The 20399-nt window shown below is 57.9% G+C and carries 21 protein-coding genes; 14 read left to right on the forward strand and 7 right to left on the reverse strand.

Annotated features, from left to right (window positions below):
- Positions 1–18 precede the first annotated feature (18 nt).
- The 3 genes from B9Z44_RS07130 to sucC form a co-directional block, all read right to left on the reverse strand.
- Positions 19–531: a pilin gene (locus tag B9Z44_RS07130; protein WP_108359435.1), complete on the reverse strand. Its 513-nt coding sequence runs from the start codon at positions 529–531 to the stop codon at positions 19–21.
- A gap of 130 nt (positions 532–661) precedes the next feature.
- Positions 662–1558 carry a succinate--CoA ligase subunit alpha gene (gene sucD / locus B9Z44_RS07135; RefSeq protein WP_108359436.1) on the reverse strand — a complete coding sequence of 299 codons (897 nt, stop codon included), beginning with the start codon at positions 1556–1558 and terminating at the stop codon, positions 662–664.
- Positions 1559–1568: 10 nt separating this feature from the next.
- On the reverse strand, positions 1569–2729 hold the full coding sequence (gene sucC, locus B9Z44_RS07140; protein WP_108359437.1) for an ADP-forming succinate--CoA ligase subunit beta: 1161 nt from the start codon (positions 2727–2729) through the stop codon (positions 1569–1571).
- Between the two features lie 172 nt (positions 2730–2901).
- Here sucC and argC point away from each other — a divergent pair, with 172 nt between their 5' ends.
- Entirely contained in the window at positions 2902–3819 is a 918-nt protein-coding gene (gene argC, locus B9Z44_RS07145) for an N-acetyl-gamma-glutamyl-phosphate reductase (protein ID WP_108402842.1), read from the forward strand.
- On the opposite strand, the gene recX is transcribed toward argC, so the two are convergent.
- Together recX and recA are read right to left on the reverse strand one after the other, a co-directional pair.
- Complete coding sequence (gene recX / locus B9Z44_RS07150; RefSeq protein ID WP_108402843.1) at positions 3816–4250, reverse strand: recombination regulator RecX; 435 nt, start codon at positions 4248–4250, stop codon at positions 3816–3818. The two genes, argC and recX, sit on opposite strands and share 4 nt — an antisense overlap.
- A gap of 102 nt (positions 4251–4352) precedes the next feature.
- Positions 4353–5483: a recombinase RecA gene (gene recA / locus B9Z44_RS07155; RefSeq protein ID WP_108359438.1), complete on the reverse strand. Its 1131-nt coding sequence runs from the start codon at positions 5481–5483 to the stop codon at positions 4353–4355.
- Between the two features lie 140 nt (positions 5484–5623).
- Between recA and B9Z44_RS07160 the strand changes: the two genes are divergently transcribed.
- From B9Z44_RS07160 to B9Z44_RS07170, 3 genes are read left to right on the forward strand one after another with little or no spacing between them, the layout of a single operon-like run.
- On the forward strand, positions 5624–6133 hold the full coding sequence (locus tag B9Z44_RS07160; RefSeq protein ID WP_108402050.1) for a MarR family winged helix-turn-helix transcriptional regulator: 510 nt from the start codon (positions 5624–5626) through the stop codon (positions 6131–6133).
- 37 nt (positions 6134–6170) lie between these two features.
- The gene (locus tag B9Z44_RS07165; RefSeq protein ID WP_104801907.1) at positions 6171–6845 is read left to right on the forward strand and encodes a response regulator; all 675 of its coding nucleotides are present in this window, start codon (positions 6171–6173) and stop codon (positions 6843–6845) included.
- An 18-nt stretch (positions 6846–6863) separates the two neighbouring features.
- Positions 6864–8306, forward strand: coding sequence for a sensor histidine kinase (locus B9Z44_RS07170; protein ID WP_108359440.1), 1443 nt, complete (start codon positions 6864–6866; stop codon positions 8304–8306).
- Between the two features lie 33 nt (positions 8307–8339).
- Here the strand turns inward: B9Z44_RS07170 and B9Z44_RS07175 are convergent, their stop codons facing one another.
- Positions 8340–9530, reverse strand: a complete 1191-nt coding sequence (locus tag B9Z44_RS07175) for an ABC transporter ATP-binding protein (RefSeq protein WP_108402051.1) — start codon at positions 9528–9530, stop codon at positions 8340–8342.
- 60 nt (positions 9531–9590) lie between these two features.
- On the opposite strand from B9Z44_RS07175, the gene B9Z44_RS07180 reads away from it, so the two are divergent.
- The 10 genes from B9Z44_RS07180 to ahpF all read left to right on the forward strand — a co-directional run bounded on the left by B9Z44_RS07180 (position 9591) and on the right by ahpF (position 20131).
- Positions 9591–11210 carry an ABC transporter permease gene (locus B9Z44_RS07180; protein ID WP_108402844.1) on the forward strand — a complete coding sequence of 540 codons (1620 nt, stop codon included), beginning with the start codon at positions 9591–9593 and terminating at the stop codon, positions 11208–11210.
- A gap of 111 nt (positions 11211–11321) precedes the next feature.
- Entirely contained in the window at positions 11322–12380 is a 1059-nt protein-coding gene (locus B9Z44_RS07185; RefSeq protein ID WP_108402052.1) for an extracellular solute-binding protein, read from the forward strand.
- A gap of 189 nt (positions 12381–12569) precedes the next feature.
- A complete protein-coding gene (locus B9Z44_RS07190; protein WP_108359444.1) occupies positions 12570–14900 on the forward strand; it encodes a TonB-dependent receptor in 2331 nt (776 codons plus the stop codon).
- A gap of 52 nt (positions 14901–14952) precedes the next feature.
- The gene (locus B9Z44_RS07195) at positions 14953–15633 is read left to right on the forward strand and encodes a Fe2+-dependent dioxygenase (RefSeq protein ID WP_108402053.1); all 681 of its coding nucleotides are present in this window, start codon (positions 14953–14955) and stop codon (positions 15631–15633) included.
- Positions 15633–16298: an energy transducer TonB gene (locus tag B9Z44_RS07200; RefSeq protein WP_108402054.1), complete on the forward strand. Its 666-nt coding sequence runs from the start codon at positions 15633–15635 to the stop codon at positions 16296–16298. Before B9Z44_RS07195 ends, B9Z44_RS07200 begins: the two co-directional genes overlap by 1 nt.
- Before the next feature lie 15 nt (positions 16299–16313).
- Complete coding sequence (locus B9Z44_RS07205; RefSeq protein ID WP_108402055.1) at positions 16314–17024, forward strand: MotA/TolQ/ExbB proton channel family protein; 711 nt, start codon at positions 16314–16316, stop codon at positions 17022–17024.
- Positions 17025–17026: 2 nt separating this feature from the next.
- On the forward strand, positions 17027–17434 hold the full coding sequence (locus B9Z44_RS07210) for an ExbD/TolR family protein (protein WP_233246903.1): 408 nt from the start codon (positions 17027–17029) through the stop codon (positions 17432–17434).
- Positions 17431–17664 (forward strand): hemin uptake protein HemP, encoded by a 234-nt coding sequence (gene hemP, locus B9Z44_RS15170; protein WP_245912778.1) that lies wholly within the window; start codon positions 17431–17433, stop codon positions 17662–17664. Before B9Z44_RS07210 ends, hemP begins: the two co-directional genes overlap by 4 nt.
- Positions 17665–17808: 144 nt before the next feature.
- Positions 17809–18372, forward strand: a complete 564-nt coding sequence (ahpC, locus tag B9Z44_RS07220; RefSeq protein ID WP_108359450.1) for an alkyl hydroperoxide reductase subunit C — start codon at positions 17809–17811, stop codon at positions 18370–18372.
- Positions 18373–18565: 193 nt separating this feature from the next.
- Positions 18566–20131 (forward strand): alkyl hydroperoxide reductase subunit F, encoded by a 1566-nt coding sequence (gene ahpF / locus B9Z44_RS07225; RefSeq protein ID WP_108402056.1) that lies wholly within the window; start codon positions 18566–18568, stop codon positions 20129–20131.
- Between the two features lie 63 nt (positions 20132–20194).
- Here ahpF and B9Z44_RS07230 read toward each other — a convergent pair whose 3' ends face one another.
- Positions 20195–20395 (reverse strand): hypothetical protein, encoded by a 201-nt coding sequence (locus tag B9Z44_RS07230; RefSeq protein ID WP_108359452.1) that lies wholly within the window; start codon positions 20393–20395, stop codon positions 20195–20197.
- Positions 20396–20399 lie beyond the last annotated feature (4 nt).

Consider the following 20399-nt stretch of genomic DNA (forward strand, 5'->3'; position numbering starts at 1 on the left):
TTCAATGCGTAGGGTGACTTATTTGCAGTCACTGGGCACGTACTTTTTCTGCAACGCATCGGCAGGCACTGACACGCCCACGAATGCATCCGCACCTTTGGCCAAACACTTCCACTGCACCACCCCATCGACCACCCCATTGGTCGTCGTCGGGGCCGGTAAGGCTGAGTCAGTCGTGCCATTTTTGGTGTACGGCACCAGCAACAAACTACCGCCACCGGCTGCCGCCGTGGTGGTGATGGTGATGACGCCTGTGCTCGACGCAATGTCAATGCTGCTGATGTTCTTGGTGGCACCCGACCAGGTGTAGCCTGCTTTGTAGCCGCTGGCGACTGTCGCGATGTTGCCGCTGTTGACCACATCGAGCACATTCGTCTTGGCAGCAGATGCCAGCCCCAAACCTTCGCTCACGCGTGCGCGGACCATGTAGTCTTGGTATGCGGGCAAGGCCACTGAAGCCAAAACGCCAATGATGGCCACCACGATCATGAGTTCGATCAAGGTGAAGCCGCGTTGCAGGGTGTGTTTCATCGCAAGTCCTTGGATAGGTAGGGCATTAATTTTAGGCATCGACATCAAAGCAAGCGCCAATCCATCAGTTCAAAAAAAAGCGAGCGGTGAAACCACCGCTCGCTTCTTCATTCGCAATTCTCGAAAGAAATTACTTCAACTGAGCTTTGAGCAATTTGCCCAATTCAGAGGGGTTGCGTGTGACGATGAAGCCGCACTCTTCCATGATGGCGAGCTTGGCATCTGCAGTATCTGCACCGCCAGAGATCAAAGCACCTGCATGGCCCATGCGCTTGCCGGGAGGGGCAGTCACACCAGCGATGAAGCCAACCACGGGCTTCTTCATGTTGGCCTTGCACCACATGGCGGCTTCGGCTTCGTCTGGACCACCGATTTCACCGATCATGATGACGGCGTCGGTGTCTGGATCGTCGTTGAAAGCCTTCATCACGTCGATGTGCTTCAAACCGTTGATGGGGTCACCACCGATACCGACGGCGCTGGATTGGCCCAAGCCCACTTCGGTCAACATCGCCACGGCTTCGTACGTCAATGTGCCCGAACGAGACACAACGCCGATACGACCTTTGCGGTGGATGTGACCGGGCATGATGCCGATCTTGATTTCGTCAGGCGTGATCAAACCAGGGCAGTTAGGGCCGAGCAACAAGGTTTTCTTGCCGCCAGCAGCTTCCTTGGCTTTCATCTTGTTACGAACTTCAAGCATGTCACGGACGGGGATGCCTTCGGTGATACAGATGGCCAAGTCGAGGTCAGCTTCCACAGCTTCCCAGATGGCGGCAGCTGCGCCTGCTGGTGGCACGTAGATCACAGACACGGTGGCACCTGTGTTTTGAGCAGCTTCTTTGACGGATGCAAAGATTGGCACGTCAAAAATCTTTTCGCCGGCTTTCTTGGGGTTCACACCCGCGACGAAACAGTTTTTACCGTTTGCGTATTCGATGCACTTTTCAGTGTGGAACTGACCGGTTTTACCGGTGATACCTTGGGTGATGACCTTGGTGTTTTTATTGATGTAGATGGACATGTTTTTTCCCTTACTTCACGGCTGCAACGATAGACGTTGCGGCTTCGGCCATGGTGTCGGCAGAGATGATTGGCAGACCTGATTCGGCCAACATTTTCTTGCCCAGCTCGTCGTTGGTGCCTTTCATGCGCACCACCAATGGCACTGACAAGTTCACGGCTTTACAAGCTGTGATCACGCCGCTGGCGATGGTGTCGCACTTCATGATGCCGCCGAAGATGTTGACCAAAATGCCTTTGACATTGGGGTTCTTCAACATGATCTTGAAAGCTTCAGTGACCTTCTCGGCAGTTGCGCCGCCGCCCACGTCCAAGAAGTTGGCTGGCTCGCCGCCGAACAACTTGATGGTGTCCATGGTGGCCATGGCCAAGCCAGCACCGTTGACCAAGCAACCGATGTTGCCGTCCAACGAGATGTAGGCCAAGTCGAACTTAGAAGCTTCCACTTCAGCAGGATCTTCTTCGTCCAAATCGCGGTAAGCCACGATTTCTGGGTGACGGAACAAAGCGTTGGCATCGAAGTTGAACTTCGCATCCAAAGCCATCACATTGCCTTTGCTGTCGCGGTTCAGTGGGTTGATTTCCACCAAAGATGCGTCAGTTTCCATGTAGCACTGGTACAGCTTCTTGAAGATGTCCACGGCTTGTGCGGTGGAGTCAGCAGGCATGCCGATGGCGTCTGCGATCTTCTTGGCTTGTGCATCGCCCAAACCAGTCAACGGGTCGATGAACTCGGTGATGATTTTTTCTGGGGTGCTGTGGGCAACTTCTTCAATGTCCATGCCGCCTTCGCTGGAAGCGATGAAAGCAATCTTTTGCGTTGCACGGTCAGTCACAACTGACACGTAATATTCTTTGTTGATGTCAGCGCCGTCTTCGATGTAGAGACGACGGACTTTTTGACCTTCTGGGCCCGTTTGGTGGGTCTTGAGCTGCATGCCCAAAATTTCGCCAGAGATGCGTTTGACGTCTTCGATGGTCTTAGCCACTTTGACGCCGCCGCCCTTGCCGCGGCCACCCGCGTGAATTTGGGCCTTCACAACCCAAACTGGGCCGCCCAACTTTTGCGCGGCTTCCACCGCTTCTTGCACCGTGAACGCGGGGATACCGCGTGGCACTGGCACACCAAATTGACGCAAGATTTCCTTGCCTTGGTACTCGTGAATCTTCATGAGATCTCTCTTAGTAATCGGTGGATTTGTAACGTTTTCTGCAGTGAACGACGCCAAAGAGCCGCCCTGCACAAAGCCTTAAGACTGTATCATGCTGCATCGCGTCAAACTTTTAATTGGCTTACAAGAGCTTAGCGACGCCCAACTTTTCTTGTACTTTTTGGCGACATCCATGTCTAAAGTCTTCATTGACGGCGAAGCCGGCACCACAGGTCTACAAATTCGCGAACGTTTGGCCCTGATGCCAGCCGTGCAAGTGGTCAGCATCGACCCCGCCAAACGCAAAGACCCAGAAGCCAAACGCGAGCTCATGGCTGGCGTGGACATGGTCATCCTGTGCCTGCACGACGACCACGCCCTTGAATCCGTGGCCATGATCGACAGCCTTGCTGGCCGGAAACCCAAAATCATCGACGCCTCCACCGCGCACCGCGTGGCACCGGGTTGGGTGTACGGCTTTCCAGAGCTGGCCGCGGGTCAACGCGATGCCGTGGTCAACGCACAACGCGTCGCCAACCCCGGCTGCTACGCCACCGGCGCGATTGCGCTGTTGCGCCCCTTGGTCGATGCGGGCTTGGTGCCTGCCGACTTCCCCGTGGCCCTGCCTTCGGTCAGCGGCTATTCGGGCGGTGGCCGCACCATGATTGAAGACTACGAAGCGGGCAAAGCGCCCCTGTTTGAAGCCTATGCCTTGGGCCTAGAGCACAAACACATCCCCGAAATCATGGCCTACACCGGCCTCACACGCCGCCCTTTGTTTGTGCCATCGGTGGGTAATTTCCGCCAAGGCATGCTGGTGCAGCTGCCCATTCATTTGGACATGTTGCCTGGCAAGCCCAAAGCCGCTGACCTGCATGACGCGCTGGCCAAACACTACGGCCACAGCCCAGACAGCTGGGTGAGCGTGCAACCCGCCACCGACAACGGCAAGCTCGACGCGACCGCTTTGAACGACACCAACAAACTAGAAATTCGCGTCTTCGCGAACGAAACCCATCGCCATGCCGTGCTGATGGCGCGTTTGGACAACTTGGGCAAGGGTGCCAGCGGCGCTGCGGTGCAAAACCTGCAGCTGATGCTGGGCGTTTAAAAGTCTTCCGCGCCAGCCACGACTTTGCGCACGACTTCGGGCGCAAAGCCTCGGCTCACTAAAAACCGCACTTGTTTGGCACGCGCCGCTTGGTCCACAGGCGGCTCGCCAAATTTCTTTCGCCAGACTTCGCGGGCTCGCTCAAGCTCGGTGCTGCGCATCTCTTGCACGGCTTCGGCGATGGCCTCGACAGGCAACCCCTTGGCTTGCAATTCTTGACGCACCCGGGATGCACCGAGCTTGCGAGAACGGCTATTGACCACCGACTCCACCACACGCTGTTCGTTGATGAAGTCTTTGGCCTGCAAAAAATCCAAAGCCTCGGCCAGCTCGCCCGGTGTTTCTTCAAAGGGTTTGAGCTTGCGCTCTAACTCAAAGCGCGAGTGCTCGCGTTGCGACAGCAAGCGCAAGGCTCGGCCTTTGAGCGAGATTTGAAACCCCTTGGCCCTTTTCGCCTGAGGTTTCTCGTCTCCGTTTGAATCAACGTCGTGTGTCACGAAACTGGCTTTTTGGTTGACGCTTTTGAGCGAGCGTTAAGCCACCACGCCATCGGCATCTGCGTCCGCAGCGCCTTTGGCTTCTTTGGCAGCCTTAGAGGCCTTGGGCGCTTTTTCTTCTTTGGCCGCAGGTGCATCTACACCGCCAGCCAACAAAGGAATACCCAAAGATTCGCGCACCTTGTTTTCGATTTCAAAAGCCAAGGCTTCGTTTTCACGCAAGAACTCACGGGCGTTGTCACGGCCCTGGCCGATTTTTTCGCCGTTGTAGGCATACCAAGCACCCGACTTTTCAATGACTTTGGCGTTCACGCCCATGTCAATGATTTCGCCTTGGCGGCTGATGCCCTCACCAAACAAGATGTCGAACTCGGCTGTCTTGAAAGGAGGCGCCACTTTGTTTTTCACCACTTTGACTTTGGTCTCGTTACCCACGGCCTCGTCACCACGCTTGATGGTGCCCGTGCGGCGAATGTCCAAGCGCACCGAGGCGTAGAACTTGAGCGCGTTACCACCCGTGGTGGTTTCGGGCGAGCCGAACATCACGCCAATCTTCATGCGGATTTGGTTGATGAAGATGACCGTGCAGTTGGTCTTCTTGATGGAAGCCGTCAATTTACGCAGTGCTTGGCTCATCAAACGGGCTTGCAAGCCTGGCAATGAATCACCCATGTCGCCTTCGAGTTCGGCTTTAGGTGTCAAGGCAGCCACAGAGTCGATGACGACCAAATCGACCGCGCCTGAACGCACCAAGCTGTCGACCACTTCGAGGGCTTGTTCGCCGGTGTCGGGCTGGCTAATGAGCAAGTCTTGCAAGTTCACGCCGAGTTTTTGGGCGTATTGAGAATCCAAGGCGTGCTCAGCATCCACAAACGCGCAGGTGCCGCCTTGCTTTTGCATTTCAGCGATGACTTGCAAGGTGAGGGTGGTTTTGCCGGACGACTCAGGGCCGTAGATTTCAATCACGCGGCCACGGGGCAAACCGCCCACGCCCAAGGCGATGTCCAAACCCAAAGAGCCTGTGGAGACAACTTGGATGTCGTCAATCACTTCGCCTTCGCCCAAGCGCATGATGGTGCCCTTGCCGAATTGTTTTTCAATTTGCGCCAAGGCGGCTTGGAGGGCTTTGGCTTTTTCGCTGTCAGCGACGATGGGTTTGCTGTTCATAAAAATCTCCGTGGAATCAAGGGCTTACCGAGAGTGTCTAGTTACTGTGTTTAACAACAACTGGATGCTTGACCAGTACTTTAACGCAAAGTCAAAACTTGTAAACACTTTTTTTGGTCAGTTTGCCTTACTATATAAACATGGCTTCTTCCCCCTCGTTTTCTAACCAGCAAGACTGGCGGCAAGTTCACTTGGGCCGCTTGCTGGGCCACGCCATGCGCCGCTTTGACGCACGTGTGCTGCAACTGATGGCGCAGAACGAAGATGTGCCGCTGGCCCTGTCTAACCTCGCGGCCCGCGCACAGGTCAGCGCGGCGCACATTCACATCACGCGCCATCTCAGCCTTGAGGGCTCACGTCTGATCGAGTTGGCCGCCAGTGCCGGCATGACCAAGCAAGCCATGGGCGACTTGGTCACCCAGTGCGAAGCCTGGGGCTTGGTGCAACGCACGCACGACCCGCAAGACGCCCGCGCGCGGCGCATTGTGTTCACCGAAACGGGCTTGGCTTGGCTACGCGCTTTTGAGCAAGCGGTGGCGCAAACCGAGGCGGAATTCAAACAAGAAGTCGGCAACGATGTGGCCACAGTGGTCAGCTTAGGGTTGGAGGCCTATGCGGGGGCCTACTCGGACCTAGAATCGCAGCGCTGAACCTTCTAAAAAACACAAACAAAGTTGGAGACAACACATGCGCATCCTGATTGCAGAAGACGACTTGGTCTTGGCCGACGGCCTGTTGCGTACCTTGCGCGCATCGGGTGCCGCCGCCGACCACGTAGCCAGCGGCACCGAAGCCGACGCCGCCTTGATGACCACCGATGAGTTTGACTTGCTCATCTTGGATTTGGGCCTCCCCAAAATGCACGGCCTTGAAGTGCTCAAGCGCTTACGCTCACGCGGCTCCTCCATTCCTGTGCTCATCCTCACCGCCGCCGATGGCGTGGAAGAACGCGTCAAAGGTTTGGACTACGGCGCTGACGACTACATGGCCAAGCCCTTCAGCCTGCAAGAACTCGAAGCCCGCGTGCGCGCCCTCACACGTCGCGGCATGGGCGGCACTTCGTCATCCATCAAGCACGGCCCGCTGGTGTACGACCAAACCGGTCGTGTCGCCACCATTGACGGCAAGATGGTCGAACTCTCCGCGCGTGAACTGGGTTTGCTGGAAGTGCTGTTGCAACGCAGCGGCCGCTTGGTCAGCAAAGACCAGTTGGTCGAACGCCTGTGCGAATGGGGCGAAGAAGTGAGCAACAACGCCATCGAGGTGTACATCCACCGCCTGCGCAAGAAGATTGAAAAAGGGCCGATTCGCATTGCCACGGTGCGCGGCTTGGGCTACTGCCTCGAAAAAATCCCGGGTTAAACACACCTCCACACGGGCATGGCAAAGCTGTTTAGGCGCGAGCAACACTCGCTGTTTGGCGAGATTTTGGATTGGATGCTCACGCCGCTGCTGCTGCTGTGGCCAGTCAGCTTGGCGCTGACCTGGCTGGTGGCACAAAACATTGCGGGCCGCCCGTTTGACCGTGGCTTGGAATACAACGTGCAAGCCCTCGCGCAGCTTGTCAAGAGCGACCAAACGCGCATGTATTTCAACTTGCCTTTGCCCGCACGAGAAATTTTGCGCGCCGACGAAGCCGACTTGATTTACTACCAAGTGCTGGGCACACGCGGCGAATTTGTCAGCGGCGAGCGCGACTTTCCGCTGCCCCCCGACGAAGAAAAACCTTTGCCCAGTGAAGTGCGCATTCGCGATGACGAAATGCGCGGTGCCGATGTGCGCGTGGCCTACACCTGGGTGCGCGTGGACGTGCCGGGCGCCAAGCCCGTGCTGGTGCAAGTGGGCGAAACGCTAGAGAAGCGCTCGGTGCTGGCCACCGAAATTATCAAAGGCGTGATGCTGCCGCAGTTCGTCATCTTGCCGCTGGCCGTGTTGCTGGTCTGGCTGGCTTTGGCGCGCGGCATTCGCCCGCTCAACAAACTCGAAGAGCGCATTCGCTTGCGTAAACCCGATGACTTGAGCCCGTTGGATGAATCTGCGGTGCCGCAAGAAGTGGCCCCGCTAGTGGCATCCATCAACGACTTGCTCACACGACTCAAAGAATCCATCGCCACCCAAAAACGCTTTTTGGCCGACGCCGCGCATCAGCTCAAAACACCGCTGGCGGGTTTGCGCATGCAAGCCGACTTGGCGCAACGCGCGGACTCGAGTGCGGATGAACTCAAGCAATCGCTCAAGCTCATTGGCCGCGCCAGCATTCGTGCCACGCACACGGTGAACCAACTGCTGTCCTTGGCGCGCGCCGAAAGCGGCAGCACCAACATCGCGCGCAGCCCCTGCGATTTGGTGAGCTTGGTGAGTGATGTGATTCAAGACTCGCTGCCCCGCGCCATGGACAAATACATTGACTTGGGCTACGAAGGCGCAGCGTCTGGCAGCACCGGCGTGCGCGTGATGGGCAACCCCACGCTGCTGAAAGAAATGGTGCGCAACCTGGTCGACAACGCCATCAACTACACGCCCTCCACAGCTGACAATCCAGGTGTCATTACCGTGCGTTTGCTCGCCGACAAATTTGGCAAAGTGGTGGTGGTGCAGGTGGAAGATTCGGGCCCCGGCATTCCAGAGGCGGAACGCGATTTGGTGTTCCAGCCCTTCTACCGCGCCTTGGGCACCGAGGCCGATGGCTCGGGCTTAGGCCTGCCCATCGTGATGGAGATTGCACACCAACACGCGGCGGTGGTGACGTTGGAAGATGCTTATCCTGGCAAACCCATGCCGGGCGCTCGGTTCACAGTGCGTTTCTCGAATACGCAGGCTTGATGCACGCGGCTTGCCAGCCTCTGAGGTAGTGGCTTAAACCGAAGGCTTCACGTGAAAGTGAATCGGCTGCTCATGCGATGACTCATGTGCATGTGCGTGGTCATGCGGCGCTTCGTGCTCGGCGCACGGCATGTTGCACAAGTCGTGGCCGTTCACCGGGCAAGCGCGGTTGAACGTGACCACATGGTCCACCTCGGCGCGAATGCCAATCCACTCGCCGACTTTGTGGTCGTGATGGCTGGGCACATGGGCCATCACCGTCTCGCCGGTCTTCAAGCGCAAGGTGTACAAAAACTCTGAACCGCGAAATGATTTGCGAATGATTTCGGCCTTCACCGGCGCATCGTCGTCATGCACGATATCGTCGGCGCGCAACAACACATCGCACTCACCTGATGCAAAAGTGCAGGGCAGCGGACACTCGGCCACATCCATCAAATCACCCATGGGCGTGTGAACCACGACTTGGTTGTTCACCTCTTGCAAAGTGGCGGGCGTGAACACACCGTGACCAATGAACTCGGCCACAAAGCGCGTGGCAGGGCGGTGGTACAGCGTGTAGGCATCGTCCCACTGGTGCAAGCGACCTTCGGACATGACGCCAATCACATCACCAATCGCAAAGGCTTCCATTTGGTCGTGCGTCACAAACAAGGCGGTGGTTTGTGCCTCTTTCAAAATACCGCGCACTTCCAAGGCCAAACGTTCGCGCAACTCCACATCGAGGTTGGAGAATGGCTCGTCCAGCAACAGCAGTTGCGGCTTGGGCGCCAACGCGCGGGCCAAAGCCACGCGTTGTTGCTGGCCACCCGACAACTCGTGCGGAAAACGTTGTGCGCTGGTGCTCAAGCCCACGAGGGCCAGCACCTCACGCACACGCGCCTCGCGCTCGGCACGGGGCTGCTTGTGCAAGCCAAAGCTCACGTTGTCATGCACAGTCAAATGCGGAAAGAGGGCGTAGTCTTGAAACACCATGCCAATGCGTCGCGCTTCGGGTGCCACATGCACGGAGGCACTGCTGACCACCGATTGGGCCAAACGAATTTCGCCCGCGCTGGCACGCTCTAGGCCAGCCACCGCACGCAACAGCGTGGTCTTGCCGCAGCCCGAAGGGCCAATGAGCACGCCCATTTCACCCGCACGCAGTCCCAAAGTCACGCGGTCCACCGACGGGCGGGGGCGTTCTGGATAGCTGACGGAGAGCTGGGCGACATCTAAAAACATAAGCTCATTGTAGAGAGGGCGCTTTAACGCTATGCCGTGTGCGGCTACCTACAATGCCGCATGGTTTTTAGCTCCCGCTTGTTTTTACGCTGTGTGTTGGTCGTGCTGGCCTTGCTGTTGGCACTGCCGGTGTTGACCGTGCTGTTTTCCTGGGCACAGTGGAACGACGCCTCAGCCAGCATCTTGGCCGAGATGGCCAGCACCGTGCTTCCCGACTACGTGGGCACCTCATTGCTGTTGTGCGCCTTGGTGAGCGTGGGCGTCATCAGCATGGGCACGGTGTCTGCGGCGGCGGTGACCTTGTTTGACTTTCCAATGCGCCGCAGCTTGGAATGGGCGCTGCTCTTGCCACTGGCCATGCCAGCGTATGTGGTGGCCTATGCCTACACCGACTACTTGCAATTCAGCGGTCCGCTGCAAACCGGCATTCGTGCGGCGTTTGGCCTTGAGGGTCGAGTGTTTCCCGAAGTGCGCAATGTGTGGGGGGCAGCGTGTGTGTTCACGCTTGCGCTTTATCCCTATGTGTATTTGTTGGCTCGCACCGCGCTATCTGAACGCGCCAACCATTTGATGGAAGCCGCACGTTTGCTGGGCGCACCTTTGTCGCGCCGCATCATGCGCGTGGCCTTGCCGCTGGCCCGCCCTGCGATTGCCGCTGGCACCGCGTTGGCCTTGATGGAAACCTTGGCTGACTTTGGTGTGTCGAGCTACTTTGGCATTCAAACCTTCACCGCAGGTATTTACAAAGCCTGGTTGGTGATGGACAACCGCATTGCAGCAGCGCAGTTGGCCACTTTGCTGCTCATCGTGGTGGTGGCGTTGTTGGCCGCAGAGCAACGCGCGCAATCGCGTTTGCGTTTTTCTAGCGCACGTGCCGACCGTCACAGCAGTGAATCGCAACCGTTGAAGTTGCATGGCTTGTCTGCTGCGTTTGTGTGGACCTTGTGCGTGTTGCCCGTGTTGTGTGGTTTTGTGTTGCCCGTGCTCTTCATGGTGCGCGCCTTGCTGCAAGGCGACGGCGTGGTGGACTTGCCTTGGGACCGCTTCATGCAATGGTCGCTCACCAGTTTGTCGTTGGGCGGCATGACGGCTTTGTTGGCGGTGGGTGCTGCGCTGCTGCTGGCCGCACAAGCCCGCTTGCATCCCAACTGGCTCACGCGTCAGGCCATGGGCGTGGTGAGCTTGGGCTATGCCGTGCCGGGCGCGGTGATTGTGGTGGGCTTGCTCTTGCCCGTGGGCTGGGTGCAAGCCACTTGGCCGCAATCGGGCGTGGGCTTTTGGCTGACCGCCACGGTGCTGGGTTTGGTCTGGGCGTACTTGGTGCGCTTTGTGGCCGTGGCTTTGCAATCGGTGCAAAGCGGCTACGCGCGCGTGCCTGCTTCGCTGGACGACAGCGCGCGCATGCTGGGCACATCGGGCTTGTCGCTGGTGCGCCGCGTGCATTGGCCTTTGCTGAAAAAACCATTGGCAGCGGCTACGCTGCTGGTGCTGGTGGATGTGATGAAAGAGCTGCCCGCCACCTTGGTGCTGCGCCCCTTCAACACCGACACCTTGGCCGTCATGGCCTACCAATTGGCGCGTGATGAACGCTTGGGCGAAGCCGCTTTGCCCTCGTTGGCTTTGGTGCTGGTGGGCTTGTTGCCGGTCATCTTGCTGAGCCGCACCTTGCGCCGCAGCTGACTCTGCGCGGCAAAACCTGCACTTTCGGCAGGGGCATTTGATCCAAGTCAAATGATAATGATTCGCATTTGATGTAAACTCCATCCAAGCTTTTTAACTTGGAGTCGCCACATGCGTCGCACCCTCACCGTTTTGTCGTTGGCCATTTCCGCCGTATCTGCTGGTTTATTCAGCACTACAGCCTTTGCCGACGAACAGGTCATCAACCTCTACTCAGCCCGCCACTACCCCACCGACGAAGCGCTGTACAGCGACTTCACCAAAGCCACGGGCATCAAGATCAACCGCGTCGATTCGGACGACGCAGGCATCATCGCCCGCCTCAAGGCTGAAGGCACCGCATCGCCCGCTGACGTCATCTTGCTGGTAGACGCCGCCCGCTTGTGGAAAGGCGAAGTCGATGGCATGTTCTTGCCCATCAAGTCCAAAACTTTAGAAACCGCTGTGCCCACACAACTGCGCGCCAAGCCCTCTGACGATGGCGGCACCGCTTGGTTTGGTTTGTCCACCCGCGCTCGCGTGGTGGTGTACGACAAGCTCAAGGTCAAGCGTGAAGACGTGGACACCTACGAAGAGCTGGCCGACCCCAAAAACAAAGGCAAGCTGTGCATCCGCTCAGGCTCGCACCCGTACAACCTGAGCTTGTTTGGCGCGATGACCGAACACCTCGGCCCAGCCGCCACAGAGACGTGGCTCAAAGGCATGGTCGACAACATGGCACGCGCCCCCAAAGGCGGTGACACCGACCAAATCAAAGCGGTGGCCAGCGGCGAATGCGGCATTGCGGTGACCAACACCTATTACTTGGCGCGTTTGATGCGCTCCACCAACCCCGCCGAAAAAGCGGTGGCCGAACGCGTGGGCGTGGTGTTCCCCAACCAACAAAGCTGGGGCACACACGTGAACGTGGCCGGCGGAGCGGTGGCGCGGTACTCGAAGAACCAAACCAACGCCGTGAAGTTTTTGGAATACCTCGTCAGCCCCGAAGCGCAAAACCACTTTGCCAACGGCAACAACGAGTGGCCCGTGGTCAAGGGCATGAAGCTGGACAACCCAGCCCTCAAAGCCATGACCGGCGGCAACTTCAAAAGCGAGCTGGTGCCCATCAGCGCCGTGGGCATGAACCAAATCAAGGTGCAACAAATGTTGGACCGTGTGGGTTTCAAGTAAGCACCTGCCTCACGCACCGCGCACCCCGCGCGGTGCCCAGCACTGAGGCGCAAAGCATAGAAATTTTTGCGCCTGAACTTTTCGGCCAGCCAACAAACCCTGTGTTTGTCGCCCTCCGTGCAAGGGCGTGTAGCCAGCCTCTGATCACAACTGCCGACTTGGTTCGGCGACTACTTTCGGAGCTTCTCCATGGCGACTACCCGTTCGCGGCTCAACCGACGCCGCTTGTCTTTACCTGCGCCTCGCACCACACGCGTGCAAGCCACGCCGTCTTCCAAACTGTTGCCCTTGGGTGCCATGTTGTTGGCCGCCAGTTTTGCAAGCACTCTCCGTGCGCAAACTGAAAACACACTCAGCACCGTCACCGTGCGCGAAAAGGCCGAAGTGGCTGAAGGCAAAGACAGCCTACGCGCGACAGAAACCCGCATTGGCAAAGGCCAACAAAAGCTGCGCGACATTCCGCAATCCATCACCGTGGTAACCGAACGCATGATGGATGACCGCAATTTGGACACCGTCAAAGACGCGCTCAAGCAAACCGCGGGCATCACCTTTCAAGCGGCCGAAGGCGGCGAAGAAGACATCCGCTTGCGCGGCTTTGCACTCTCCACCACCGGCGATATTTTTGTAGACGGCATTCGCGACCCCGCGTTTTACGACCGCGACACCTTCAACCTCGACCGCGTGGAACTCTTGCGCGGCTCGGCCTCCATGTTGTTTGGCCGCGGCTCCACAGGGGGTGCCGTCAACATGGTCAACAAAGTGCCGCGCTTGATGGACGAAAACCAAATCGACGTGACCGTGGGCAGCCACAACCACCGCCGCGTGGTGGGTGACTTCAACCAACAAACCGGCGAGAGCTCGGCCTTGCGCGTGAGCGCCATGAAGACCACCGCCGACAACAACGGCGCGGGCAGCAGCATTGACAAACAAGGCATCGCTGGCAGCTACCGCTGGGGCATTGGCGAGCGCGACGAATTCACCGCCAGCCTGTACCGCTTAGAAAACAACAACGGCATCAATTACGGCATGCCGTGGATCAAACCCACCAGCACCAGCCTTGCCAGCGCCACCACCTTGCTGCCAGTGAGCCCCACGAGCAATTACGGAATGGCCAGCGACTACAACGATGGCACCGCCACCTACGCCACGCTCGCACACACGCACCGTTTTGATGGTGAGACCGAACTCACCACCCGTGTGCGCCGCGGTGCTTACACGCGCGACCAACGCGCCAGCACCATTCGCTTGACCGCTGGCGAAGACTTATCCAACTTCAGCTCCATCACCGAACTCACACGCGGCACGCAAAACAAAATTCAAAACTTGGACTCGGTGTATATCCAAAGCGACTTGAGCGCCAAGTTCAACGCCCTCGGCATGAGGCATGAGTTGCTCAGCGGCGTGGACATTGCGCAAGAGAAAAAAGTGGTTTACGGCATTCCGAGCTATGGCGTCACCGGCACCAACGCCACGCTTTACGGCAACACCTATCTCGGTTCGTTCGGTCTTTTAAAACCCAGCACATACGTTGGCACAGCCAACGACGGCGCGAGCGTGAACGAGAGCATTCGCCCACCATTCGAAACCAACAACTACACCTCCACCGCTTGGGGTGTTTACGCGCAAGACTTGGTGCAAATCGCCAACCACTGGAAACTTTTAGGTGGCCTGCGTTACGACAGCCTGAATGGCAGCTACAACACCAACAACTACAGCTACTCCGGCAATGCCACCACTGCAGGTAACTTTAGCCAAACAGGCGTCACCAACTACAAAATGAACGTCGGCGAATGGAGCAAGCGCGTGGGCGCCTTGTTCCAACCCAACGAACGCGAGTCGTACCACTTCTCTGCGGCCACCTCGTTCAACACGTCGGGCGATGCCTACTCCTTGGGTGCGAGCAATGCCGATGTGCCACCCGAACAAAGCATCAACTTAGAGCTGGGTGCCAAGATTGATTCGGCCGATAAAAACTTCACCACACGCTACGCGCTGTTTCGCTCCACCAAACTCCACGAGCGCAACACCGACCCCTTGGTCGACGTGGCCGTGTTGTCGGGCAAGCGCCACGCCACAGGCTTAGAGCTTGACTTCACAGGTCGCATCACGCCACGATGGGAAGCGTATGGCTCGTTCATGTGGATTCCAGATGCACGCATTGACGAAGCCTACAAGTCGCCCACCGGCAGCGACAACGAGCGCACCGGCGCACGCCCCTCGCTCACACCGCGTATCAGCGCCACGTTGTGGAACACCTACCAAATCAACGGCCAATGGCGTGTGGGCGCAGGCCTGAACCACCGTGGCGCACAAACGCCCAACCGCAACCCCGGCTGGGAAGCGCCTGCCTTCACCACAGCCGACGTGATGGCCGAGTACCGCGTGGACGAGCAGCTCACCTTCAAAGGCAATGTGAGCAACCTCACCAACAAGCGCTACGCCGACCAGCTCTACAGCGGCCACTACGTGCCGGGTGCGGGACGCTTGGTGCAGGTGACGGGCTCTTACAAGTTTTGACAGGAGACACCATGACACCGCTTTCAACACGCCCCATGTCATCGGGTCGAGCATGCTGCTGACCCTGCCCAATTTGTTGTCCGCAGAAGAGCTGAGCCAAGCCCGCGCTTGGCTCAAAGATGCGCCTTGGGAGCCGGGCCTTGGCACGGCAGGTCGGCAAGCGGCGATGGTGAAACACAACGAGCAATTGCCACAGACTTGTGATGCAGCGGTGAACATTCGAGAGATGGTGCTCAAGGCACTCAACGCCAACCCCACCTTCTTCTCGGCCACGCTGCCCAAGAAAATTTACACACCGCGCATCAACCGCTATGCGGGTGACAGCAATTACTTTGGCAAACACATCGACGGTTCGATCCGCATGCTGAGCCACGAAAAACGCGTGCGCACTGACATTTCATGCACGGTGTTTTTGAGCGACCCCGACACTTACGACGGCGGCGAGCTGACCATTGCCGACACCTACGGCGAACAAAGCATCAAGCTGCCCGCAGGCAGCATCGTCATCTACCCGGGCACCAGCTTGCACGAAGTCAAACCCGTCACACGCGGCGAACGTTTGGCTTGCTTCTTTTGGATTGAAAGTTTGGTGCGCAGCGACGAACAACGCCGCTTGCTGTACGAACTCGACATGAGCATCTTGAGCTTGCGTGACCAATATGGCGAACTGCCAGAGGCCGTGACACAAACCGGCGTCTATCACAACCTCTTGCGCATGTGGGCAGACACCTGATGCTGCAATTCACTTACGCGCCATCACACGCAGAGCGACCACGCACAGCCCCCACCGTGGTGCTATGTGTGTTGGCGCTGCATGTGTTGGCCATTGGCAATTTGCTGTTGTCGCCAAGCACCACCGACATCGACAACCAACACAGCATCGCCATGGAAATGGTGCTGGCTCCGGTCAGCAACACAGCAACAAAAGCACAGACGACAGTCACGCCCACGGCCGCGCCGACAACACCCAGCACGCCTGCCGTTGCCGCACCTTCGCTTGCATCTGCGCTGGCCACACGCAACGCGGAGGCCTTGGCTGCATCCTCAGCTACTAACGCCAACGCCACACCAGCAGCGACACCCGCACAAACAGGCAAATCACAAGGCACCCCCGCCTTCAGCCTACCCAGCAGCGAAGCACATGGCTTGAACAACCCCAAGCCCGCTTACCCACGTATGAGCCGTCGCTTGAACGAACAAGGGCAAGTGTTGATTCGCGTCTTTGTAGCGGCCGATGGCTCAGCACAGCAAGGCGAGGTCAAAACCAGCAGCGGTTATGACCGCCTCGACCAAGAGGCCTTGCGCACCGTACTGCGCTGGCGGTTTGTGCCGGGTCAACGCTTGGGCACGCCCGAGGCCATGTGGTTCAACGTCCCCGTTAATTTTGTTTTGGAATAACTTTTGGAAACTGTCATGGAAAACCAAGCCGGCATTTTGAATTTTTGGCAACAAGGTGACGCCATCACCCACATCGTGGCGCTGCTGTTGATCGGCATGTCTGTGTTGTCGTGGGTGGTCATCGTCATGAAGGCGCTCGACATCGTGCGCTTGAAACGCATGGCGCAACACGTCGAATCGTTTTGGCACAGCAGCAACTTAGACGAAGGCTTGGCCGCACTCGATGGCGCCACACCACACGCCGCCAACACCAACCCGTTTTACAGCTTGGCCAAGCAAGGCCACGAGGCATCGGCCCACCACCGCGCCACGCAAGAACAACTGCACGACAGCTTGGACGTGAGCGATTGGGTCACACGCAGTTTGCGCAACGCGATTGACGACTCCACCGCGCGCTTGCAAGCAGGCTTGGCCGTGTTGGCATCCATTGGCTCCACCGCACCGTTCGTGGGTTTGTTCGGCACGGTGTGGGGCATTTATCACGCACTCATCAGCATGGGTGCCTCGGGCCAAGTGGGCATGGACCACGTGGCGGGCCCGATTGGCGAAGCCCTCATCATGACGGCGTTAGGCTTGGTGGTGGCCGTGCCTGCGGTGCTGGGCTACAACGCCTTGGTGCGTGGCAACAAATTCATCTTGGGCCAACTCAACCGCTTCGCACACGACTTGCACGCCTTTTTGGTCACAGGCGCTCGCGTCGGCCAGCGCAACCACGCAGGCGTTTGAGCATGTCGTTCTTACCCGCCCAAGACGATGACGAGGTGATGACCGAAATCAACATGACACCGTTGATTGACGTGATGCTGGTGTTGTTGGTGGTGTTCATCTTGGCCGTGCCTGCCATTCACAGCGCCATTCCCTTGGTGCTGCCGCGCGCCAGCAGTGCGGCGCCACAACAACCCGCCGAACCCGTGCGCCTCGACATTGACGCCCAAGGCCACACCTATTGGAATGGCAAACCGGTCGAAGACGACGCACTCAAAGCCCAAGCCCAACAAGCCGCCACGCTTGACCCGCAACCCGTGGTACGCCTGAGTGGCGACCGTGCCGTGCCCTATGAACGCGTGCTGCAAACGCTCAGCACCTTACAAGGCGCGGGGTTGGCCAAGGTCAATTTCATCGCCCAAAAGCCTTGAGCACTCGCCCGCCCACATCGGCCTCAATAGCCACGTCAGCCACGTCAGCCACGTCAGCCACGCAGCCTGCGCCAAGCCCAGCGCCCACCACCGCGACTGGGTGCGTGGGGCCACTACGCGTGGACAGCGCAGCGTTGATGGACGGCCAACGCGTGCTGGAAATCGTGCATTTGGGCGAGGTCTATCGGCTACAAACCACGCGTTTTGGCAAGTTAATTTTGACCAAGTGATGACGCAAGGACGGCACCGCACAAGGCTGTCTCAATCGGCCTCATTGAGACAAACAATCACCGACACAGAAAATCTTGACTATCATTCACGTCAATGAGTTTTGCTCATTCGATAGTTTTTAACAACCACACAAAGGAAACCACATGTCTTTGATCAACACACAAGTTCAGCCTTTCAAAAACCAAGCCTTCCACAACGGCAAGTTCATCGAAGTGACCGAAGCCAGCCTCAAAGGCAAGTGGAACGTGTTCATCTTCATGCCAGCCGCTTTCACCTTCAACTGCCCCACAGAAATCGAAGACGCTGCTGACAACTACGCTGCTTTCCAAAAAGCCGGCGCTGAGGTGTACATCATCACCACCGACACCCACTTCTCACACAAAGTGTGGCACGAGACTTCTCCAGCAGTGGGCAAAGCCAAGTTCCCATTGGTGGGCGACCCCACACACAAATTGACACGCGCTTTTGGCGTGCACATCGAAGAAGACGGCCTGGCTTTGCGCGGCACTTTCGTGATCAACCCAGAAGGCATGATCAAGACCATGGAAGTCCATTCCAACGAAATCGCGCGTGACGTGTCTGAAACACTGCGTAAGTTGACTGCTGCTCAGTACACGGCCGCCAACCCAGGCCAAGTGTGCCCAGCGAAGTGGAAAGAAGGCGCGAAGACTTTGGCGCCTTCCATCGACTTGGTCGGCAAGATCTAATTTTTGCCACCGCGTGGTCCTGCGCAGCAGGGCCACTTCGGTCTCACAGCCTGCTCACCCAGGACGCTGACCGCAGCGCATGGCCTCAACCCCGTGCGCTGTACTCAGCGAATTCCCCAACCTTTTGAACCCACCAGGTCAGCGCCAAAAGTGCTTGGCCTAGGTTTTCTGCACCCCGAAACAGGAGAACACCATGCTCGACGACGCACTCAAATCACAACTTCAACAATACCTTGGCATGCTGCGCCAGCCCATCCGCTTGATCGCCTCACTTGACGACAGCGAAACCGGCAAAGACATGCACGAGCTGCTCAACACCATCGTGGGCCTGTCAGACAAAGTCACACTCGACACCTCGGGCACCGATGCACGCAAGCCTTCCTTCGTGGTGGCACGTGAGAACGAAGCCCAAGGCGTGCGCTTTGCAGGCTTGCCTCTCGGCCACGAGTTCACCTCGTTGGTATTGGCGCTGTTGTGGACCGGCGGCCACCCACCCAAGGTGGAACAAGACGTGATCGACAGCATCAAGGCCCTTCATTCTGCGGATGGTGGCGACTTCAACTTTGAGGTCTACATGTCCCTGAGCTGCCACAACTGCCCAGACGTGGTGCAAGCGCTCTCGCTCATGGCCATCGTCAACCCCAAGGTCAAGACCGTGGTGATCGAAGGCGGCGCATTCCAGAAAGAAGTGGAAGAGCGCCAAATCATGGCGGTGCCCATGGTGTTCTTAAACGGCCAAGTGTTCGGCTCTGGTCGCATGAGCGTGGAAGAAATCGTGGCCAAGCTCGACACAGGCGCCGCAGCCCGCGACGCGGTGAAGATGAGCGAAAAAGCCCCTTACGACGTGTTGATCGTGGGCGGTGGCCCAGCCGGTGCGGCCGCCGCTGTGTATGCCGCCCGCAAAGGCATCCGCGTGGGCATTGCGGCTGAGCGCTTCGGCGGTCAGCTGAACGACACCATGTCGATTGAGAACTACATCTCGGTGTTAGAGACCAACGGCCCCAAACTCGCCGCTGACCTCGAAGCCCAAGTGCAGCACTACGGCGTAGAAATCATGGCGATGCAACGCGCCAGCAAAATTGTGTCTGCCGAACAAACGGGCGGCATGACCGAGGTGCACTTAGAAAACGGCGGCGTGCTCAAAGCCAAGAGCGTCATCTTGTCCACCGGCGCACGTTGGCGCAATGTGAACGTGCCCGGCGAAGCCGAGTACAAAAACAAAGGCGTGGCCTATTGCCCGCATTGCGACGGCCCCTTGTTCAAAGGCAAGCGCGTGTCGGTGATCGGCGGCGGCAACTCTGGCGTGGAAGCCGCGATTGATTTAGCAGGCATCGTCGAACACGTGACGCTGATTGAATTTGCCGACCAGCTCAAAGCCGATGCCGTGTTGGTCAACAAGCTCAAGAGCTTGCCCAACGTGACCATCCATGCCAATGCCCAAACCACCGAAATCACCGGCGAAAGCGGCAAGGTCAATGGCCTGAGCTACAAAGACCGCGCCACGGATGTGGTGCATCACATTGAGTTGGAAGGTGTGTTCGTGCAAATCGGCTTGGTGCCCAACACCGAGTTCTTGAAAGGCACGTTGGAGCTGAGCAAGTTTGGCGAAATCGTGGTGGACGCCAAAGGCCACACCAGCATGCCCGGCGTGTTTGCTGCGGGTGACTGCACCACCGTGCCCTACAAGCAAATCATCATTGCGGCAGGTGAAGGGGCCAAAGCGGCGTTGTCAGCGTTTGACCACTTGATTCGCAACTGATCGTTGAGACACTTGCTGAGCCCAACGTGTGTCTATGCGTTGGGCTTTTTTCTGAGCCGCGCGTTAGTGCGAAGAGGCCGCAGACGCTGCTGGTTTGATCGTGAGCAGCTCTGGGTCCACTTGGTTGTCAACGCGGTGCGGCTCTTGCACGGGCTTGGGGCCCAGTCCTAAGAAACGCAAACCACCGTCGTTCCACAACCAAAACAAGAGGTTGATGGCGGCCAAGGCATAGACCACGTTGCGCCAAAAATATTTCGAGTTCATAAAC

Origin of the sequence: Limnohabitans curvus (assembly GCF_003063475.1) — a bacterium.
GTDB lineage: Bacteria > Pseudomonadota > Gammaproteobacteria > Burkholderiales > Burkholderiaceae_C > Limnohabitans > Limnohabitans curvus.